Source organism: Methanolobus psychrotolerans (assembly GCF_002243045.1).
GTDB classification, from domain to species: domain Archaea; phylum Halobacteriota; class Methanosarcinia; order Methanosarcinales; family Methanosarcinaceae; genus Methanolobus; species Methanolobus psychrotolerans.
On sequence record NZ_MBKP01000036.1, the window covers coordinates 33,881 to 53,394 of the forward strand.

General features: G+C 40.0%; 15 protein-coding genes and 1 pseudogene. 10 read left to right on the forward strand and 6 right to left on the reverse strand.

The window, feature by feature from the left end:
* Positions 1–3 precede the first annotated feature (3 nt).
* A complete protein-coding gene (locus BB781_RS11410; protein ID WP_094228614.1) occupies positions 4–399 on the reverse strand; it encodes a hypothetical protein in 396 nt (131 codons plus the stop codon).
* A gap of 284 nt (positions 400–683) precedes the next feature.
* Here BB781_RS11410 and BB781_RS11415 point away from each other — a divergent pair, with 284 nt between their 5' ends.
* Positions 684–1,394, forward strand: a complete 711-nt coding sequence (locus tag BB781_RS11415) for a type 1 glutamine amidotransferase (protein ID WP_094228615.1) — start codon at positions 684–686, stop codon at positions 1,392–1,394.
* Between the two features lie 232 nt (positions 1,395–1,626).
* Here the strand turns inward: BB781_RS11415 and BB781_RS11420 are convergent, their stop codons facing one another.
* The gene (locus tag BB781_RS11420; RefSeq protein WP_094228616.1) at positions 1,627–1,962 is read right to left on the reverse strand and encodes a P-II family nitrogen regulator; all 336 of its coding nucleotides are present in this window, start codon (positions 1,960–1,962) and stop codon (positions 1,627–1,629) included.
* 10 nt (positions 1,963–1,972) lie between these two features.
* Entirely contained in the window at positions 1,973–3,169 is a 1,197-nt protein-coding gene (locus tag BB781_RS11425) for an ammonium transporter (RefSeq protein ID WP_094228617.1), read from the reverse strand.
* Between the two features lie 267 nt (positions 3,170–3,436).
* On the opposite strand from BB781_RS11425, the gene BB781_RS11430 reads away from it, so the two are divergent.
* Together BB781_RS11430 and purB are read left to right on the forward strand one after the other, a co-directional pair.
* Entirely contained in the window at positions 3,437–4,141 is a 705-nt protein-coding gene (locus BB781_RS11430; protein WP_242492642.1) for a hypothetical protein, read from the forward strand.
* A gap of 166 nt (positions 4,142–4,307) precedes the next feature.
* Positions 4,308–5,645 carry an adenylosuccinate lyase gene (purB, locus tag BB781_RS11435; protein ID WP_094228618.1) on the forward strand — a complete coding sequence of 446 codons (1,338 nt, stop codon included), beginning with the start codon at positions 4,308–4,310 and terminating at the stop codon, positions 5,643–5,645.
* Between the two features lie 96 nt (positions 5,646–5,741).
* On the opposite strand, the gene BB781_RS11440 is transcribed toward purB, so the two are convergent.
* A complete protein-coding gene (locus BB781_RS11440; protein ID WP_094228619.1) occupies positions 5,742–8,384 on the reverse strand; it encodes a histidine kinase N-terminal 7TM domain-containing protein in 2,643 nt (880 codons plus the stop codon).
* Between the two features lie 245 nt (positions 8,385–8,629).
* Positions 8,630–11,458, reverse strand: a complete 2,829-nt coding sequence (gene uvrA / locus BB781_RS11445; protein WP_094228620.1) for an excinuclease ABC subunit UvrA — start codon at positions 11,456–11,458, stop codon at positions 8,630–8,632.
* A gap of 726 nt (positions 11,459–12,184) precedes the next feature.
* Here uvrA and BB781_RS11450 point away from each other — a divergent pair.
* The 7 genes from BB781_RS11450 to BB781_RS11480 all read left to right on the forward strand — a co-directional run bounded on the left by BB781_RS11450 (position 12,185) and on the right by BB781_RS11480 (position 18,722).
* A complete protein-coding gene (locus tag BB781_RS11450; RefSeq protein WP_094228621.1) occupies positions 12,185–14,539 on the forward strand; it encodes a PAS domain-containing sensor histidine kinase in 2,355 nt (784 codons plus the stop codon).
* Between the two features lie 466 nt (positions 14,540–15,005).
* Positions 15,006–15,500, forward strand: coding sequence for a flavodoxin family protein (locus tag BB781_RS11455; RefSeq protein ID WP_094228622.1), 495 nt, complete (start codon positions 15,006–15,008; stop codon positions 15,498–15,500).
* 68 nt (positions 15,501–15,568) lie between these two features.
* On the forward strand, positions 15,569–15,763 hold the full coding sequence (locus BB781_RS11460; protein WP_094228623.1) for a hypothetical protein: 195 nt from the start codon (positions 15,569–15,571) through the stop codon (positions 15,761–15,763).
* A 303-nt stretch (positions 15,764–16,066) separates the two neighbouring features.
* Positions 16,067–16,813, forward strand: coding sequence for a class I SAM-dependent methyltransferase (locus BB781_RS11465; RefSeq protein ID WP_094228624.1), 747 nt, complete (start codon positions 16,067–16,069; stop codon positions 16,811–16,813).
* A 282-nt stretch (positions 16,814–17,095) separates the two neighbouring features.
* Positions 17,096–17,275 carry a hypothetical protein gene (locus BB781_RS11470; protein ID WP_094228625.1) on the forward strand — a complete coding sequence of 60 codons (180 nt, stop codon included), beginning with the start codon at positions 17,096–17,098 and terminating at the stop codon, positions 17,273–17,275.
* Positions 17,272–17,568 (forward strand): hypothetical protein, encoded by a 297-nt coding sequence (locus tag BB781_RS16580; RefSeq protein WP_242492643.1) that lies wholly within the window; start codon positions 17,272–17,274, stop codon positions 17,566–17,568. The genes BB781_RS11470 and BB781_RS16580 overlap by 4 nt, the downstream gene beginning before the upstream one ends.
* A gap of 371 nt (positions 17,569–17,939) precedes the next feature.
* A complete protein-coding gene (locus BB781_RS11480; protein ID WP_164997859.1) occupies positions 17,940–18,722 on the forward strand; it encodes a HEAT repeat domain-containing protein in 783 nt (260 codons plus the stop codon).
* 578 nt (positions 18,723–19,300) lie between these two features.
* On the opposite strand, the pseudogene BB781_RS15765 reads toward BB781_RS11480, so the two are convergent.
* Positions 19,301–19,514, reverse strand: a pseudogene (locus BB781_RS15765) (IS1634 family transposase); the annotation flags it as partial.

Consider the following 19,514-nt stretch of genomic DNA (forward strand, 5'->3'; position numbering starts at 1 on the left):
TCTCTATTTTCTGCTAAATAGTGCTATTGAAATTATAATGAAGACCGGTAGTATTATGGTAGAGAATTCCGGAATTTCATGATTTTCTTTCTCCGTGCCATCATCTGAATCATTATCAGTGTTTTTGTCATTGTTGAACTCGTCTCTAGTAGTCTTAGAAGATACTGTGCTGTGTCCTGTATGTTTCCACCACCCGACTACTTCTTCAGCAGGTGTATTGTCTGTTGTTGACATCAAAAGTGTTTTTTCGGAAGTAATACCTGATGGGTTATCTGTTATATTTGTTATATTTTCAAAATCCTCATAAACTGTTTTTTCCAGTGGTATTTGCGTTACCACTATAAGTAGCAGAAAAAGTATGAACCCCGCAATAGCATGGTATTTAGTAAAAGCCACCATTCTTTATCTCCTCAATCCTGATTAAATAGGATCAATCTGTCTCCTACTTTTATGTATTGCGTGAAATATATATCTTTCTATATACGTAGTGAAAAAATATTCATTGTTTGTAAGACAAACTAATTTACACCGGTGCTGCAAAACTATGTAGTGTCTTTCAGATCATGCCGTTTGCGACATCTATTAACATAGGTGTTTCAAATTGGTGTTGAGCAGATACTGGATATTAATTTTGGACACCAAAAAGGTTTAAAGTTAAAAATCCTATACACAGTAGCATCATTATGAAAATTCATTGTCTGGTTCATCTGGAATTCGAAACCCTTGGTAATATCAGAGAATGGGCATGCAGTAAAGGCTATTCTATATCCGTAAGCATGCCATCTGCAAATTCATTTTTCCCACAGCCTGATGACTTTGATCTCCTCATAATAATGGGTGGGCTGATGAGCGTTTACCAGGAGGCAGAGTATCAGTGGCTGAAGAATGAAAAAGAATATGTAAAAGCTGTAATCGGATCTAGCAAAGCTGTTTATGGAGTCTGCTTTGGTGCCCAGATGCTTTCCGAAATATTAGGCGGGACAGTATCGAAAAACAAGTTCAGGGAAATCGGCTGGCACAAAGTCAGGTCACTGGCAGTATTTCATGAAGATCACACTCTATTTCATGTACCGTATGAATTAATTGCTTTCCATTGGCATGGTGATACCTTTACTCTTCCAGAAGGTGCAAGACGTCTATTTGAAAGTGAAGCCTGCATGGAGCAGGGTTTCATCTATGGGAGCAATGTACTTGCAGTGCAGTTCCATCCGGAAGTTGATGAGGATTGTGTGGACAATCTGCTCGTAAATTGCAGTTCAGATCTTATAGACGGAAAGTACATTCAATCGGAATATTATATTCGTAGTAGAACTGATATGATCAAATCTTCTTCTGATCTGATGTTTGCAATACTTGATTGGTTTGAAGGCAATATCATGCAAAAGAGAAACTAGTTTCATCTTCGGTCGATGTAACGACTCTAAAGCAACTAAAGGTGTTCCATTCTGGATAACGAACCTGATGTACAGGACAAGCATGGAAAAGTGACTACTTCTTCTGCCAGCCGTATAACTTCTCATATATGAAATATGTACCTATACACTGAATACTTATACATATAGAGTTCGATATAAATACAGGTTCATAATAATTCATAAAAAGAGGGATATGAGGACATGCCTCATATCATTCGGATACGATCTCATCATCGTTTCTGATAGCTGCCACAATCTCAACCGGGGATACGAATATCTTTCCATCACCGAATTTACCGGTTCGTGCACTCGCCCTTATGATCTCGATGATAGGCCTTACGTCCTCATCACCTACGACCATTTCGATCTCGGTTTTAGGGATCATGTCTACTTTGATCTGTTTACCTCTATATTGAAGGCAGATACCTTTCTGTGCGCCACGTCCTTTTACTTCGGTTACGGTCATAGGAAAGTAACCTCTTTCTTCCAGTGCTGCTTTAACATCATTCAGCTTTTCCGGGCGAATAATTGCTTTTACCATCTTCATTCACATCACCTCAGGCTGTTGTGGATTCTCCGTGCTGGGATATATCAAGTCCAACATATTCTTCTTCTTCGGTCACCCGCAATCCCATTACTTTGTCTACTATCTTGGCAAGTATGTATGTCATTACGAATGCATAGATTATAGCAACAGAAGCATCAAGGATCTGTATCAAAAACTGGTGTGTGTTTCCGTAAATAAGTCCGTCAACTCCTCCAATGGCTGCGCTTGCAAATATTCCTGTTGCAATTGCTCCCCAAAAACCCCCCATTCCATGAATTGCCCATGCATCAAGACTTTCATCAAGTCCCTTACGCACACGGAATAGCAATGCTCCGTAACAGAGTAGTCCGGCAAAACCGCCTATTATTATGGCAGACATCGGGCCAACAAAACCGGAGGCTGGTGTAATGGCTACAAGACCTGCAACAGCTCCACTAACAAGACCCAGGGAACTTGGTTTGCCTTTGATCCATGATGCTGCCATCCAGGTAATCGCTCCTGCTGCGGCAGAGACATTGGTAACCACAAGTGCATTGACGGCAAGTCCGTTTGCTGCAAGGGCGCTTCCTGCATTGAATGCAAACCATCCAAACCAAAGAAGTGCTCCTCCGAGGAGAGTTGTTGTTATGTTCTCTGCCTCCATGCTGTACTTGCCGAATCCGGCACGGCTGCCTATAACAAGAGCAAGGGCAAGAGCACCGAATCCTGAGCTTATGTGTACTACAGTGCCACCTGCAAAATCAAGTGCACCTATGCTACCTGCCCAGCCGCCCCCCCACGCCCAGTGGGCAAGTGGATCATATACCAGGGTTGTCCAGAGTAATCCAAAAACAATAAAAGAGCTCAATTTGATACGTTCCGCAACACCTGATGTGAGGATTGCCAGTGTGACTCCTGCAAAAACGAGTTGAAATGCCATAAATAACATGTCAGGAATTCCTTCGCCGTCCAGTCCTACGCCTGCAAGGCATAAGTGATCAAGGCCACCGATAAATCCTGAGATGTCAGTTCCAAAGGCAAGGGTATATCCGATTGTAACCCACTGGATACTTACAATGGCAAAGGAAACAAAAGCCATGGCTATCATCGAAATTATGTTCTTACTGCGCACCATTCCGCCGTAAAATAGTCCTACTCCCGGGGTCATAAGCATGACCATGGCGGTACAGATAATGATGAATGCTGTATCTCCTGTGTCAAGTACCACTTACATCACCTGTTTTTTTGAATTATAATTTATTGTCTGTTCCATAGTTCCACCTAAATTTAATATTTGGTAAATAGAAGTCTGCAATATCCTTCCCTTTTCCTATTCCCTTATATTTAAAACAATTGGTCAAATCCACAGACTGTCATTGTAATACTTATAGTATTTGTAGTTACTCAGGGATGTATGTGAAATACAGTCATATCACAAGTCTTTTAAGTACATTCATTATTTTCGGTTTATACAATAAACTGGAGGTTGGTCTTTGTGCCCAATATAACGAGTATTGTAGAGAAAAATGATGCAATCAGTAATTTGAACATAATTATCGCAGTTGTTGGTGTTGTTGTTATAGGTGTGCTTACAATTGTAGCAGCTTCAGGAATGATATATATTCCAATCCTGACCGAAATACTTGGTACTGATGAACCGGTAGATCTGGGTGTGGAAGTTGATCCAGTGTTATTCGATAATCTCGTAGAAGAACAGGGTATTACTCTTGCTGATCCTGTTTCACAATACCAGTTAACGAGTAACATTGTTTATTCCGATACAGCACCTATGGATGTGAGCCTTTCAAGCTCTGATCTCAGTTCATATCTGCAGGCGACAAATAACGAAGGACCCCTTCGGGATATACAGGTAAAACTTGGGGATAATAACCAGGCAGAGATGTCAGCATACATCGATCTTAAAGACTATGGTTATGACTTCAAAGGACCTGTGTATGCAGAGGGCAGCATTTCCAAGGCAAGTGATAGTAGTATCCAGATCGATATAACAAACGCAAAGGTAGGGCTTCTTCCGCTTCCCGAAGGCAGTGCTGACCAGGGAGCGCAGGAACTTGAGAGTCTTATTAATTCACATCTGGCAAAGATGCCGGGACTTAATATAGAAACTCTGGATATATCTAATGGAAATCTTAATTTTAACGGGGATTTCCCCAAGACGGCTGATGTCGTCAATGAGTAAAGCATTCCATATCAGGCATTGCTGCCTCTTTTTTATTTTAGGTCCATACAAAGCCTATTTATTGGTAGATTAACTATACCAGAAGCATACTGTTAATTTGAATGATATCTATAATAGATTTGTATATAGATATTTTACTTAAATCAAGATCATGGAGATTCAATAAATGGCAATCCATCCTATAGAATACCGTTATGGAACAGACGAAATGAAGTTTGTCTGGAGCGAGGCAAACCGCCTGGAGAAAATCATGAAAGTTGAGGCTGCACTTGCCAGAGCCGAGGCAGACATAGGACTGATCCCTAAGGAAGCTGCAGATATAATAGGGGCAAGCATAGGTTATGTGGAACTTAGTAGGGTCAAGGAAATCGAAGATGAGATACACCATGACATGATGGCAGTAGTTATTGCAATGTCAGAAAAGTGTGAAGAGGATGCCGACAAGTGGGTACACTTTGGTGCCACATCAAACGACATGCTTGATACCGCGACAGGTCTCCAGTTAAAAGAAGCTGTAGAAATCCTGGAAGATAGGATCTGCAAGCTTCTGGATGTACTTCTCCTGCAGGCGGACGCCCACAAGAAACTGGTATGTGCGGGAAGGACACATGGTCAGATAGGTGTCCCGACAACATACGGACTGAGGTTTGCTATCTGGGCATCTGAGGTTGCACGTCACATTGAGCGCCTTGAACAGCTCAAACCACGCCTGATCGTCGGCCAGATGACAGGTGCTGTAGGTACACAGGCTGCATTCGGTAAAGACGGTATTGAGATCCAGAAAAGAGTTATGCAGTATCTTGAGATCGGTTCTGTGGATGTCTCAAACCAGATCATCCAGAGAGACCGCCATGCTGAATTTGTCATGTGGATGGCAAACACCGTAACAACAATGGACAAGATAGGTGTGGAGATCCGCTCCCTGCAGAGAAGCGAGATCGCGGAGGTAGAGGAAAGTTTCAGGAAAAAGCAGGTTGGCTCTTCCACAATGCCACACAAGCGCAATCCTATCAAGTCCGAGCAGATATGTGGTCTTGCAAGAATAGTGCGTGCTATGGTCGAACCCGAACTCCAGAACAACACCCTATGGGATGAAAGGGATCTGACAAATTCATCATGCGAAAGGATAGTGTTCCCCGAGGCATGTGTCCTTACCGACCATATCATAAAACTTGCAATAGGCGTTATCGAGAACCTCAGGTTCTATCCGGAAAATATCCGCCGCAACCTTAACCTGCTCAGGGGCCTGAATATGGGAGAGGCTGTAATGATAGAACTTGCAAAACGTGGTGTAGGTCGCCAGGAAGCCCACGAGCTTGTACGCTCAAGTGCAATGGAGGCTCACGAGACCGGCAAACACTTCAAGGAAGTCTTGCTGGCAAATCCGAATGTTGCTAACTATCTAAGCGAAGAGGACATTACCAACCTTGTAGACCCGGACAAGTACATTGGTACTGCTGTGGAACAGGTTGAGGCTGTAGTTGCCAAATTGAAGAGGAATTGATTTCCTTTTTTTATATTTTTGGAAACTAATTATTGAACTGACTGCTTTGGAAATGAGTGTATCTGTGGTTCATAGTTCTCTAATTGATCAGGATTTCTACAAAGTCCTTTTTGTGATCTCTTTTTCCAATTCCTGTTTAACGAATTCGATCTCATCTTTTATCTGTTCAAGCAACTCAGGAACATTTTTCTGATTTTCCTCAATGGCTTCTTCCAGTTTCTTTGCCAGATTTCCAAGAACATTGAACCCAATATTAAGTGCGGCTCCTTTCATTTTATGGGCGTGAACTCTTACTCCATGCATATCTTTCCCTGAAAGATCCATCATCATATCTTCCAGATTACAGGTAGTAGATCCGATTGCCATGTTAGTCAACATGCAGTAAACTTCCTCATTACCATTTGTTGTATTCCATAATCGTTCTCTGTCAAAATGAACTGGTTCAATAACAACATTGTCGCAATCGCTTATTTTATTAAGATCACTCATGAAAAGCCATTTATCTATAATATATTGGATCACATTGGAAACAATGGGTTTGGTAATATGTTCATCCATACCTGCTTCTAGGCATCGCTCTTTTTCACCACTGAAAGCACTGGCAGTGATAGCGATGATGGGTGTACGTCTTTCATTTTCAAGTTTTCTGATTGCCATGGCAGCATCATATCCGTTTATTCCAGGCATTTGTATATCCATAAAAATCAGGTCTGGCTTTTTTTCCTTGAACATCCGGACGACTTCAATTCCATTTTTTGCTTTCAATATTTCTGCCCGTGGCAATAATCTAGAAACAATAATTGAAGCTACCTCCATGTTTGTTTCATTGTCTTCAGCTATAAGTATGGAGCATCTTGCATCGTTTCTATTTTTTACTAGAGATTTGTAGTCATTTCCGGAAGCATCTGCAACAACATTTTCTCCTTCTTCCACAGGAAAAACGGCAGTAAAATAAAAAGTACTTCCTTTTCCAGGCTCGCTTTCAAGCTCAAGTTTTGATCCCATCATTCCCAGGAGTCTGCTTGATATAGTGAGTCCAAGCCCGGTACCTCCGTATTTGCGGCTAATAGAACCATCTGCCTGTGAAAATGAATCGAATATCCTGATCCTGTCGTTTTCTGCAATTCCAATTCCTGTGTCTCTGACCGAGAATTTAAATTTCATTTCATTGGTTTTGTCCGGAATAATAGATGTTTCTATTTTTAATTCGATTTCCCCTCTTTCTGTGAACTTAATGGCATTGCTTAAAAGATTTATTAATACCTGCCGCAGTCTCAGGTGATCGACAACAATATGCTTTGGCAGATTTGCTGATACATTTAATTTAAGTTCAAGCTCTTTCTCATGGGATTTGTATTTTACAATATCTGTTATCTGGTTAAGTAGGACAATGAGTTCTGTTGTTTCAGGATCGAGCTCCAGTTTTCCAGCTTCTATTTTTGAAAAATCCAATACATCATTGATAAGATCTAGCAATGTAATAGCTGATGTATGTACTGTCTGCATGTAATGGAGTTGTGAATCTGTAAGTTCTGTTTCCATCAGCAGGTCCGAAAAACCAATAATTCCATTAAGTGGTGTGCGAATTTCATGACTCATGTTGGCAAGAAATTCGCTTTTGGCACGGTTTGCCAGTTCTGCCTGAACAGTCATGTTTTTTGCATAGACTGTTGCTTCTTCAAGTTCCCTGTTAGTTTTCAGGAGTTCTTCCTCTGCTTCTTTGCTCTCCGTAATATTTCTAAGTATTATCATTTGCCCCATGCTGTCATTTTCATTGGAAAGTGGCAGGAAATCAACATTCAGCCAGACATATGATTCTTCAATCTTCTTTTTGAGTTCGATGCTATTTCTCTTATCGATGTCTTGCTCTTCGTTAATGAGTTCAGGCCAGGAATCCAGTACATTGGAAGCTGACTTTCCAATATCTTCGGATGTTATTTTTAGATATTTTGCAGCAGACGGGTTATAATCTACGATTCTCTGCATCCCGTCAAGAACGATTACCCCATCAGGGAGTTTTCCAAAAAGCAAACTGCGTGCAAGGGGAGCAACATCAAGCAATCTATATTGAGTTATTCCCACATAGATCAACAGGCTGCTAAATGCAAGGGAATAGGGAATGGGATCAAGGCCGGGTGGGATCATGCCGGCAATGTACAGTAATAATGCTAAAAATGGTATCAAAGTACCGATCATTACTATTGTCACCTGCTTTCTGAAAGCTGGTGTCACTTCCAGCCACATCTTCAGGAGAAGAATGATGCTGAAAATAATACAGAGAATGTTGTAGAATTCCTGGACTCCATACCATATGCCCGGTACAAATGTCAGGGCAGGGAAGAGTGCTTCAGAATTCATGAACAACTCTTTATGATAAAGGGTGTGTTTTCCGGTGGTAAACACAAGTATCAGAGTTATCAATGGAATAGCAAAAATTGAAACTAAAGTAGGTGTGGTTAACCAGTGTTTTTTTCCAGTGTATTTTATTGCAAATGTCAGAAGGAAAGCAGGTATGAAAGGAATTCCTATATACTCCAGTTTATAGTATATCAGTGCAGAATCAAGTGTTGTTGAACATATTTCAAATGCATAAAAGAACGCATAGATGATGGTAGAAAGCAAGAGGAACGAAAAACAGGTTGTGCCAATTGCATCTTTGTGTTTTCGTATATGAAATAACAATGCGCTCAGAATTAATATCAGGACAATTAAGGGAATTGCGTAGTAGTTGAGATACATTTTACTTCTTCTGCCATCCGACAGCACTTTTTATGGTTGGTTTTGGACTTTGCTGTATGGCTGTTTTTCAGGTAACCCTTATCTCCGGGTTCAGGAATTCTATAATGACCTACTGTAATACTGTCTAATGTAATACTGTCTAATAATATATAAATTTAATATATATCAGTAAAAGTATATTTATCCGGCGATTCAGCATTCGTGGAATACTGTTGTATTACTGAGCATGATGCAATATGATATTTTCATATCAACATTTTCTTCAAAAACCTACCTGTATAGGAAATATCACTCTTAGCAACCTCTTCCGGAGTTCCCTGCGCGATGATCTCGCCGCCCCGGTCTCCGCCCTCAGGTCCAAGGTCAATTATCCAGTCTGCTGTCTTAATTACATCGAGGTTGTGCTCAATGACGATTACAGTATTGCCTGCATCCACAAGTCGCTGGAGAACTTCCAGAAGCTTTTTAACATCGTCAAAATGCAAACCTGTAGTAGGCTCGTCAAGTATATAGACAGTCTTGCCGGTGGATCGCTTGCTTAGTTCTGTTGCGAGTTTCACTCTCTGTGCTTCTCCGCCTGACAGTGTAGTAGATGACTGTCCTAGTTTAATATATCCCAGTCCCACATCGTTGAGTGTTTGTAGCTTGCGGGATATAGTTGGGACGTTCTCGAAGAACTCAAGTGCTTCCTCTACTGTCATGTCAAGGACTTCTGCAATGTTCCTGTTCTTGTAGGTCACTTCCAGGGTTTCCCTGTTGTACCGCTTGCCGTGACACACTTCACATGGAACGTAAACATCAGGCAGGAAGTGCATCTCTATTGTGATTATACCGTCACCTGAACATGCTTCACACCTGCCGCCCCGGACATTGAAACTGAAGCGTCCTGATTTGTAACCCCTTGCACGTGCTGTCTTTGTCTGGGCAAAGAGTTCCCTGATAGGGGTAAACAGATTAGTGTAAGTTGCAGGATTGGATCTGGGTGTGCGTCCGATCGGTGACTGGTCTATAGTTATGACCTTGTCCACATTCTCAAGGCCTTTTATGGAGTTGTACTTCCCCGGTATTTCCCTTGCTTTGTTTAGTTGCTTTGCAAGCACCTTGTTGAGTGTTTCATTGATAAGTGTGCTCTTTCCAGAACCTGAGACGCCGCTGACACAGATCAGAATACCAAGGGGAAATTCCACATCAACAGATTTGAGGTTGTTCTGGCCTGCACCGAAAAGGGTCATGGTGCCAGTTGGTCTTCTCCTTTTCTCCGGGACCTCTATCTTCATTTTTCCACTCAGGTATTTTCCGGTCATGGAGTTCTTGTTCTTCATTATTTCCTTTGGAGTACCTTCGGCAACGATCTCTCCGCCATGGATGCCTGCCCCTGGTCCCATATCAACCACATAGTCAGCATTCATTATAGTTTCCTCGTCGTGCTCGACCACAAGTACGGTATTACCTATGTCCCTCAGGTGCTTCAGAGTTGTAATAAGCCTGAGATTGTCCCTCTGGTGCAGGCCGATACTTGGCTCGTCAAGGATGTAAAGCACACCCATGAGGCTGGAACCAATCTGTGTTGCAAGCCTGATACGCTGTGCCTCTCCTCCTGAAAGTGTAGCTGCAGACCTGCTTAGCGTGAGATAATCCAGTCCTACATCTATCAGGAATCCCAGTCTTGCCTTTATCTCTTTGAGTATGAGGCGGGCGATGGCATATTCCCTGTCATTGAGTTTTGTTTCAATCTCCTTGAAAAATTCCAGTGCCTCTTCAACGGACATCCCTGTGACATCAATGATATTCTTACCGTCAATTGTCACGGCAATGCTGACAGGTTTTAGCCTCAGGCCCTGGCACACAAGACATGGTTTTGTGCTGATGTACTTTGTCATCTTCTCTTTGCTGTTTTCGGACTCTGTACCTTCATATATTTTAGAAAGGTTTGCTATAACTCCCTTGAAGCGTCCTTTATGTTTCCAGACTCCTCCATTCTTTCCCATATGAACAAAGGGAATTAGTTCTTCACTTCCATAAAATATGATATGCTGTATCTCAGGTTTAAGCTCCTCAAAAGGAACATCCATTGAGAATCCCATGTAATTTGCTAGGGATTCAAGTGACTGCATATAGTATCCGTCTTTGGTTTTACTGTACCAGGGCTCGACTGCTCCCTGGTTTAAGGTCAGCGTTTTATCAGGCACTATCAGGTCCGGGTCGAATTCCATGGATGTACCCAGTCCGTGGCATTCCGGACAGGCACCCTGCGGGCTGTTGAATGAGAATGCTGCAGGTTCCATATCCTCAAAACCTATCCCGCATTCAGGACATGCAAGCTTCTCGCTGAATGTAAGTTCCTCTCCATCGATTATCTGGACTGTAAGTGTCCCTCCGCTTTTTAGAAGTGCGGTTTCAACTGAATCCGATAGCCTTTCCTCCATTCCTTTTTTAATGACAAGCCTGTCTACAATGATGTCAATGTTATGCTTGAAGTAACGCCCGAGTTCTACATTCTCAATATCATCTAGTGAATGTACTTCTCCGTCCACACGCACACGTGTGAAACCCTCGGCAAGCAGGTCGGTGAGGAGTTTCTTGTATTCTCCCTTTCTCTCCCTCACAAGCGGAGCAAGTACGTGTATTTTTGTACCTTCCCGCAGGTTCATGATGCTGTCAACTATCTGGTCAATGCTCTGGGTCTCGATTATCCGTCCACAATCCGGGCAGTGCCTTATGCCTATGCGAGCAAAGAGCAGTCTCAGGTAATCATAAATTTCAGTAACAGTACCCACTGTAGAGCGGGGGTTCTTGCTTGTGGTCTTCTGCTCGATGGATATGGCAGGGGACAGCCCTTCGATATATTCCACATCCGGTTTTTCCATAAGTCCCAGGAACTGCCTGGCGTAAGCAGAGAGCGATTCCACATACCTGCGCTGTCCCTCGGCGTAAATTGTATCAAATGCAAGCGATGATTTACCTGATCCGCTAAGCCCGGTGATGACTATAAGCTTGTCACGGGGCAGAATGAGGTCAATATTCTTAAGGTTGTGCTCCTTAGCACCCTTTATCCTGATGCTGCTCAAAGACATTATCTATTCTCTTGAGATGGCTGATAGGTATAGTTTACGGTGTGAGCATGATAAGTTCAAAACAGGTTTTGCCTTCTGGCCTTATCTCTGGCGGAGGCATCCTTTTTTTGTATACTTCTGATCGTGGTTATGATCTTTACTTTTTTCTCGAACTCTGTCATTGGTTGTTAAATGAAGTTTTGTCTATATATGGGTAATGTAAGTGGAGTGAAAGTATTATAATATGAATTTTTAGTTTGTTTTTAGGTAACTATTCAGCCTGATAGAATCACCATCAATAACCGTTGTGATAAAAAGTTGATACGTGAATTTCTTACGCTACATTTATTTTAATTGTACCACTTGCTTTCGTTTTGCATTTCAAATTAATTTAGGACTAAACTTCTCAATTTTAACCGAATCATCATCAATAGGCTGATATGGATAGGCTGAATAGTTACGTTTTTAGGACGAAGGGCAAAATGTGAAATCATATATGCTTGTACTTGTGATGATTTAGGTAGTTGAAGATTACAAAGCTTGGCAGTTTGAAGCATTGTGTACTAAATGTTCATCAAAAAACTTTTATATCGGTATTGCCTTGGACCCTCCAAATGGACATTTAAGTGGTATTATTTTATCATTAATGTATATGAATATTCATTAGTGTCTTAAAATGTTAATATAACTAAGATTTCGTTGTTAACTAGTCGGTGTATTTGAATCGGATCAGGAGTGTAGATTCCCATGAAAAACGAACAGCTTCGCGTTGTCCAAAACAAAGAGATGCATTCTGCCTTTAGAGATAAAGACTCTTTGATCAATGATTTTCAGAATATTGAAATGATTTGTGAAAACTGTAAGAAAAACGATTTGTTTTTTGGAAATGAAGGTATTTATAGTTCCTTCTTTAAGGAAAATAACATGGCCATGCTACTTATAAATTCGAATAGTTCGGATATTGTTGATGCAAACAAGGCAGCATGCAAATATTATGGCTGGACACTTGAAGAGATAACCCGCAAGAAAATAAATCAGATTAATGCTTTGTCAACAGAAGAGATTAAAGTTGAAACGCAAAGAGCAGAAGATGAAAAAAGAAATTACTTTTTGTTCAAGCACATTCTTGCAAATGGTGAAATACGCGATGTAGAAGTTTATTGTGGTTCGATTGTATATAGTTCTCATTATCTGATCTACAATATAGTTAATGACATCACTGAACGCAAGCTTTTAGAAGATAAATTAAAAAAGAAGAGGATGCAGCTTTCTACTGTACAAAGACTTAGAGATGTAGGAAGATGGGAAGTTGATCTGTCATCTGGTATGACGACTCTCTCGGATGAAGCACGAAAAATATACGGACTTGAAGGTGAAATATTCACAAGGGATCAGATTCGAAAAATACCATTGTCACACTATCTTCCGATGCTTGACAAAGCGTGTAATGACCTTGTAGGGAATAACGTCCCTTATGATGTGCAATTCAAAATAAAAAGGCAAAACGATGGATATGTCCGTATCATACACTCCGTGGCTGAATACGATATTGAAAGAAATATGGTCATAGGTATTTTTCAAGATATTACGGAACTTAAGCAAACAAAGAATAAACTTCGAGAAAGAAAATCTCTTTTGAATGAAGTTGGTAGAATTGCACATGTTGGTGGCTGGGAACTCGATGCACCAACAGGTAATATTACATGGACTAATGAAGTTGCAAAGATACATGAAGTGGATCCAAATACTGCTGTAAATCTTGAATTTGTTTTGAGTTTTTATCCCACAGCTTCCAGAAAAGTTCTTGAAGATGCTGTGAAAAAAGCAGTGGAAAAAGGCCAATCTCATGATATGGAACTGGAATTTATTACTGCAAAAGGAAAGCACAAATGGATTCGTATAATTGCCCATCCTAAAATAAGTGATGGTAAAGTGGTGAAAGTAACCGGATCATTTCAGGATATTACAGAGCAAAAACAGGCTGAAATCAAATATTCAGAGGAGGCAATGTGGCGTCGTCTCCTAATGGAACAGTCACGAGATGGGATAGTCATTATTGATCAGGATGGAAAAGTTATCGAGGCAAATCCGCGTTATGCTGAAATGCTTGGTTATTCCCACGAAGAAATGAAAACATTACACATCTGGGATTGGGATGTCCATGCAAGTGAGCAAATAAAGGAAATGCTTCAATTAGCTGATAATAAAGGAATCCTTCATGAAACACGCCAGCGACGCAAGGATGGTGATCTTATTGATGTGGAGATTAATGCAAACGCAGCTATATTTGGAGAAAGGAAAATGATTTTTTGCGTTTGTCGTGACATTAGTCTTCGTAAGAAGGTTGAGCAGGAACTTCTGAATGCTAAAATTGTTGCTGAGAATGCTAATAAGGTAAAGAGTGAGTTTCTGGCTACCATGAGTCATGAACTCAGGACGCCACTCACTGCAATAATAGGTTTTTCGGATGTGATACTTGACGGAATGGCTGGTAGTCTGAATGGAAAACAGACAGTTTACATGAATCATGTTTTAAATGCTGGTAAGCATCTATTGGAGCTCATAAACGATATACTTGATCTCTCAAAGATCGAAGCTGGTGAGATGGAACTTAATTATGAAATATTCAATGTTTCTCAAGTTATTAAGACTTTAATAGTACAATTTTCTCCTCTTGCAATAAAGAAGAACATTTATCTGGATGTTGATGTTGATCCAAAATTAGAAATGATCAATGCAGATAAAACCAAATTTAAGCAAATTCTCACTAACCTTCTTAGTAATGCCATTAAGTTCACACATGAAATCGGGAATGTGGAGGTCAAAGCAAATTATTCAGGCAATTTTGTACAAGTCAGTGTAAAAGACAACGGTATTGGAATTGCAGGTAAAGATATGGGCAAACTCTTCCAGCCATTTAAACAACTAAATCCGTACCTTGCCCGAAAATACGAAGGAACGGGGTTAGGCCTTTCCCTTTCCAAAAAGTTTGTTGAGATGCATGGGGGGGAAATATGGGTTGAAAGCAAAGTTGATGAAGGCAGTATTTTTACATTTATGATTCCAGTAGATATTGAAGTTGATAATACTCTCCAAATCTAACAGGAAATAAATGAAATAAAGAAGTTCGATTCAAATGAAATAAGCAGTTGAATTAATACAACTTATATTCCGCAGATGTCCTCGAATTTTGCCAATTATCTGGATTGCAATTATTTATCAATTAATCGTAACATAATTAGATTGATAAGTAGCACTTATTAACCTCTATTTGATATAAGTATGTGCAAATCTACGCTAAAGGAAAATATCCGTTTTTCTCTAGACATTTGCGGAAAGTCGGATACAATGCTTATAATGTATTATCAAAATGTTTATGGCCCCAAGATCTCTCTAAAGACCATTTACTTTATCTGTTAATCATTCAGACTCTATGTCTGAAAGATGCTATTGTTTGCTTTACTAGGTCATTTTTTTGTATCTCCCACACCCTACTACACTTTCCTGACGCTTATCTATATAAATCTATAGCGAATACACTAATTTATCAAAAAACAGAGGTATCCGCATGAAAACACTTGTTACATACACGTCCCAGACGGGAAACACAAAGAAGATAGCTGAAGCTATTTATGGTGAGATCAAAGGTGAAAAAGAACTAAAAGACATATCTGAGGTCAAGAATCTTGAAGGCTATGACCTTGCATTCATAGGTTTCCCTGTATTGCAGTTCGATGTTCCTCCTAAGGTAAAGTCATTCTTATCAGAGAACACTGCCGGCAAGAACATCGCCATATTCATGACCCACGCCGTGCCAGAGGGATTCGAAGCCATCCACTCATGGACAGGTTCTTGTGCACAAGCAGCAGCCGGTGCTAAGATCCTCGGATCATTTGACTGCCAGGGAGAGCTTGCCCAGCCTGTTATCGACATGCTGCTCAAGGCAGACGACCCGCAGATGAAAGCATTCGGTGAAATGGGTCCGGCAACAAAAGGACAGCCTGACGAATTTCGTGTACAGAAGGCAAAGGAATTCGCAAAGGAAATCCAGGCTAAATTATAATAACCTGTCTTACTTATCTTTATCTGTAAAAACGGCAGACAAATCTAAACAAACGGAGGGGATAATTAGTGACAGACCAAAAGAAGGCTCCTGTATTCTGTGAGAACTACTGTCTTGTATGCAAAGGTGCACGTGCCGGCAATGGCTTTTTCAAGGCGATTCAGAACCTTGAACTCAAGATATTCGGTAAAAATGGTTGCCCGTGGGGCAAGGCAAGAACGGAATATTACGGTGTAACACCGGATAAGCCAATTCAGAAATAAGTTTTTAGTTAAAAGGTAAAATAACCCTTTTTCTCTTTTATTTTTGTACGTTTCTGATATTTTCTTGTTCTCTTGCTTTGTTATTGAATGGATAATTAAGAGTTGCGAGATGTGCGGCTGATGTATGTGGAGGTTTTTTGACTTCATGTTTCCCATAAAAAAGGAAGATATGGAACAATTTGATTTTTTAGCTGGTAGCTGTACCAGGGACAATTCTGCACTGTCCTGAACGTTCTTTAAAAAACAAAATCATTATCTTGATACCACAAAAGATTTAAGCAAGAGTTATCTTAAAAAATATTCATGAGCGAATCACCTATTTTTGAGATATTTGATGGTTTACCCAGACAGGGTCCTGGCAGTAATGAATGTACTGAAAAAGCCTTTAATTTGCTTTCTTCCGTTCCTGCAGGCAGTAAGATCCTTGACATTGGTTGTGGTGTCGGTATGCAGACAATACATCTTGCGAAGATATGCAACGACTGTCACATCACTGCAACTGACGTTTACCAGCCTTTTCTGGACAAACTGATGGAAAATGCGGTTAAAGAAGGAGTAGATGCCAGGATCACTACAGTTTGTGCTTCCATGGATGACCTGCCTTTTGAAGCAGAAGAATTCGACATCATATGGGCAGAAGGCTCCATCTTTATCCTTGGTTTTGAAAAAGGAATTAGCTACTGGAAACAGTTTCTTAAAAATGGAGGATATATGGCAGTGACAGAGAACACATGGTTCACGGATGAACCTTCTCCAGAAGTGCTTCTATTCTGGAAGGAGATATATCCTGGCATCATGAACATACCTGACACTGAAAAAGTTATCACAGCAACAGGATATGATATCATTGACCACTTTAAACTTCCAGTTTCTGTCTGGTATGATTTTTACTCCAATCTGGAAAAAAGAATCGATGACATCAGTGATAACTATAAAGGAAACACCGAGGCAGAAATGATACTTGAGTTTAACATAAAAGAGATTAAGCTCTTCAGAGAACGCCCGGATGAATATGGTTATGCATTCTACATTTTTCAGAAGAATATCTAATATTGTATATGGGGTGACTTGCTTATAACAAGCAGGTCACATCCGAATACAAATCGTTCTTTATTTGATTTTTTGCTCTACTACTCGTTCCCACTTGTTCGATTCGTCAACCGCATTTTATTCAAGTCTGCCAAATAAAGGAAAAACTTCCAACAGCATTTTGAAAAAAACCTTTTTCATTTTAAGCAATCTCGGTTTTACTGCAAGCCTGAAAGGTGAAGATATATTTTATCCTCCTACATCACCACCAATTTTTTATGGATAAATCGGGATTCCCTATTAATGGCTCTAAACACGCATCCTCATAAAACGACTAAGAAATGTAGTCATTCTATTGTTGGTGTGGATTCCACTCCATTGAGCTCACGTACTATCAAGCGCATAGAGGAAGCTGAAAATGATTTTCTGGAAGGCAATGTTTTGACTCTGCAGGAGATTAAAGCCAAGTACGGATTAGAGTGAGATTTAATGGCATTTTTACTAGTGCTTTTGATAAAGATCTAAAAGCCATTAGCAAAAAGCACCCCAAAGACGTAAGATATATACCTGAGTCTATTGACGCTATCCTTTTAATGATTCTTTCTCCGCTGATACTAAACAGCTGGAATGCTTCAAATATTACAGATACCGGATTGGAAAATACAGAATTGTATTTGATCTCTGGGAAACAAACACCATTGTTTTTCTGGCTATTGACCACAGGGGCTCAATATATGAGAAGTTGCGTAAAAGGTTCAAAAGATGTTGATTTATAATTTGAAGTATTGGTGAAAAAGGTTTTATATGGGGCAAGGCAAAAACGGAGTATTATGGTGTAATGCCTGATAAGCCGATTTCGAAAGAAGGTTTAATTGAAAGGAAAAATAGCTTTTATTCTCTTTATTTTACTGTATGATTCGTGTTTTCTTTTATCTTGCACCCTGTTATTGAACAGGTAATTAGGATTTTAGGGATGTGCGGCTGATGTATGTGGGTTTTTTACTTCCTGTTTACCATAATAAAGGAAAGGATACAACAAAGTTGCAATTATTTAAGATGATGATATTTATTTGCGTATAAGAAGTCCGGTATTATTTATGGTAATCGTGACAAATATTTATGTAGTACCCATTATATGTTCACTTATATGAAAACTCACATTGCTATAATAATTCTAATTGCCGGAATGGTTGTGCTGTCAGGTTGTGTTGAAGACACTTCTGTAGATTCGATGATTGAAGACTTAGGTAGCGAAAATACAAGTGTTAAAATCAATGCAATGGATTCTCTCGTAAAAATTGGTGATGAAAGTACAATTCGATCACTAATTCAAGTCATGGAAAATAAAAGTGAAACGATTGAAAAACGAGAGAATACAGTTGTTGTTCTTGGCAGAATAGGCGACAATGAAACAGCAGACGTGCTATTAAATATTGCCATGGACGAAGAGGAAGAAAAAGGCATCAGGATGGCGTCAATATTAGCTCTTGGGGATATTGGAAACGAAACTGCACTTAAGTCTCTCTGGGGATTGAGTTATGGTGATGACGGGCTCATTCTATATCATGCTGCGTACGTCCTCAATCAATTGGAGGGGAGTTATGAAGTTTTTGCAACTTATGGAGAACTTCCGTATCCTTTGAGTGATGAACAGAGGCTTTACAGGAACAATGTGTATGAAATAAGCAGAGCTTCTCGGAATAATAGCATTTTCCCAACTATAGAAAATGCAACCAGTGTTTTAATCGGTTACAATAGCAAAAGTGGCTACATTGATGTTTTAAGTGATGTAAGACCGAAGACTTCAGTAATGGATGAGATCTATCAGATATATGACAATGAAGCAAAGAAAAGAGGAGTAAATCAAGTACCTGTGCGATTTGTTCATGCTGAGGCCACCCTCCCATATTATTATTATCCTGATTTATAGATATAGCTTATATTCCGCAGATGTCCTCGAATTTTGCCAATTATCTGGATTGCAATTATTTATCAATTAATCGTAACATAATTAGATTGATAAGTAGCATTTATTAACATCTATTTGATATAAGTATGCGTAAATCTACGCTAAAGGAAAATATCCGTTTTTATCTAGACCATGACTTCCGCCTTTTTAGGCGCATACACGTCTCTTGATGCGGAAATATGTGCTTATATTTTACAACATTATTCCGTTTGGCAAGAAGTAAAAATCAAATTCTAGTGGCGTTTTCTATTTACATCTCCTGCTGATATGCGCTTAAAACTTGGGAACTCAGGCTAGACATCTGCGGAAAGTCGGATATAGTCCTAAACAACCAAGTAAAGGAAGCCATCCCATAGATAAGGAAGTGTGAAAGATGGTAAAGTGTTGCAGTTGTGGAATATACAACGATGAAGAGGACTTCTTTGTCTTGGTCCGTGGTAAATGGTACTGCGTGATATGTGACGAATCTAACCCACATGAACAGTTCCCATGGGAAAAGCTCAGGACAGAAAAAACATTAGATCCTGACTTCCGCTTTTTTAAGCGCATAATTCCATTTTCCCCAATATCTCCTTTTGCTTCCTTGTGAGTTCTGTAACGATCACTTCCCCATTCTGCATTTCGATTTTCCTTATCTTTTCAAGCTCTAAAAGTAAACTTTCTACTGTATGGTCTTCGATAATACCAGTTTCCTTCATCATTTTCAGTAACCTCATTCTGATCATCAGTCCAATGAAGCAGATGAAAATGAAT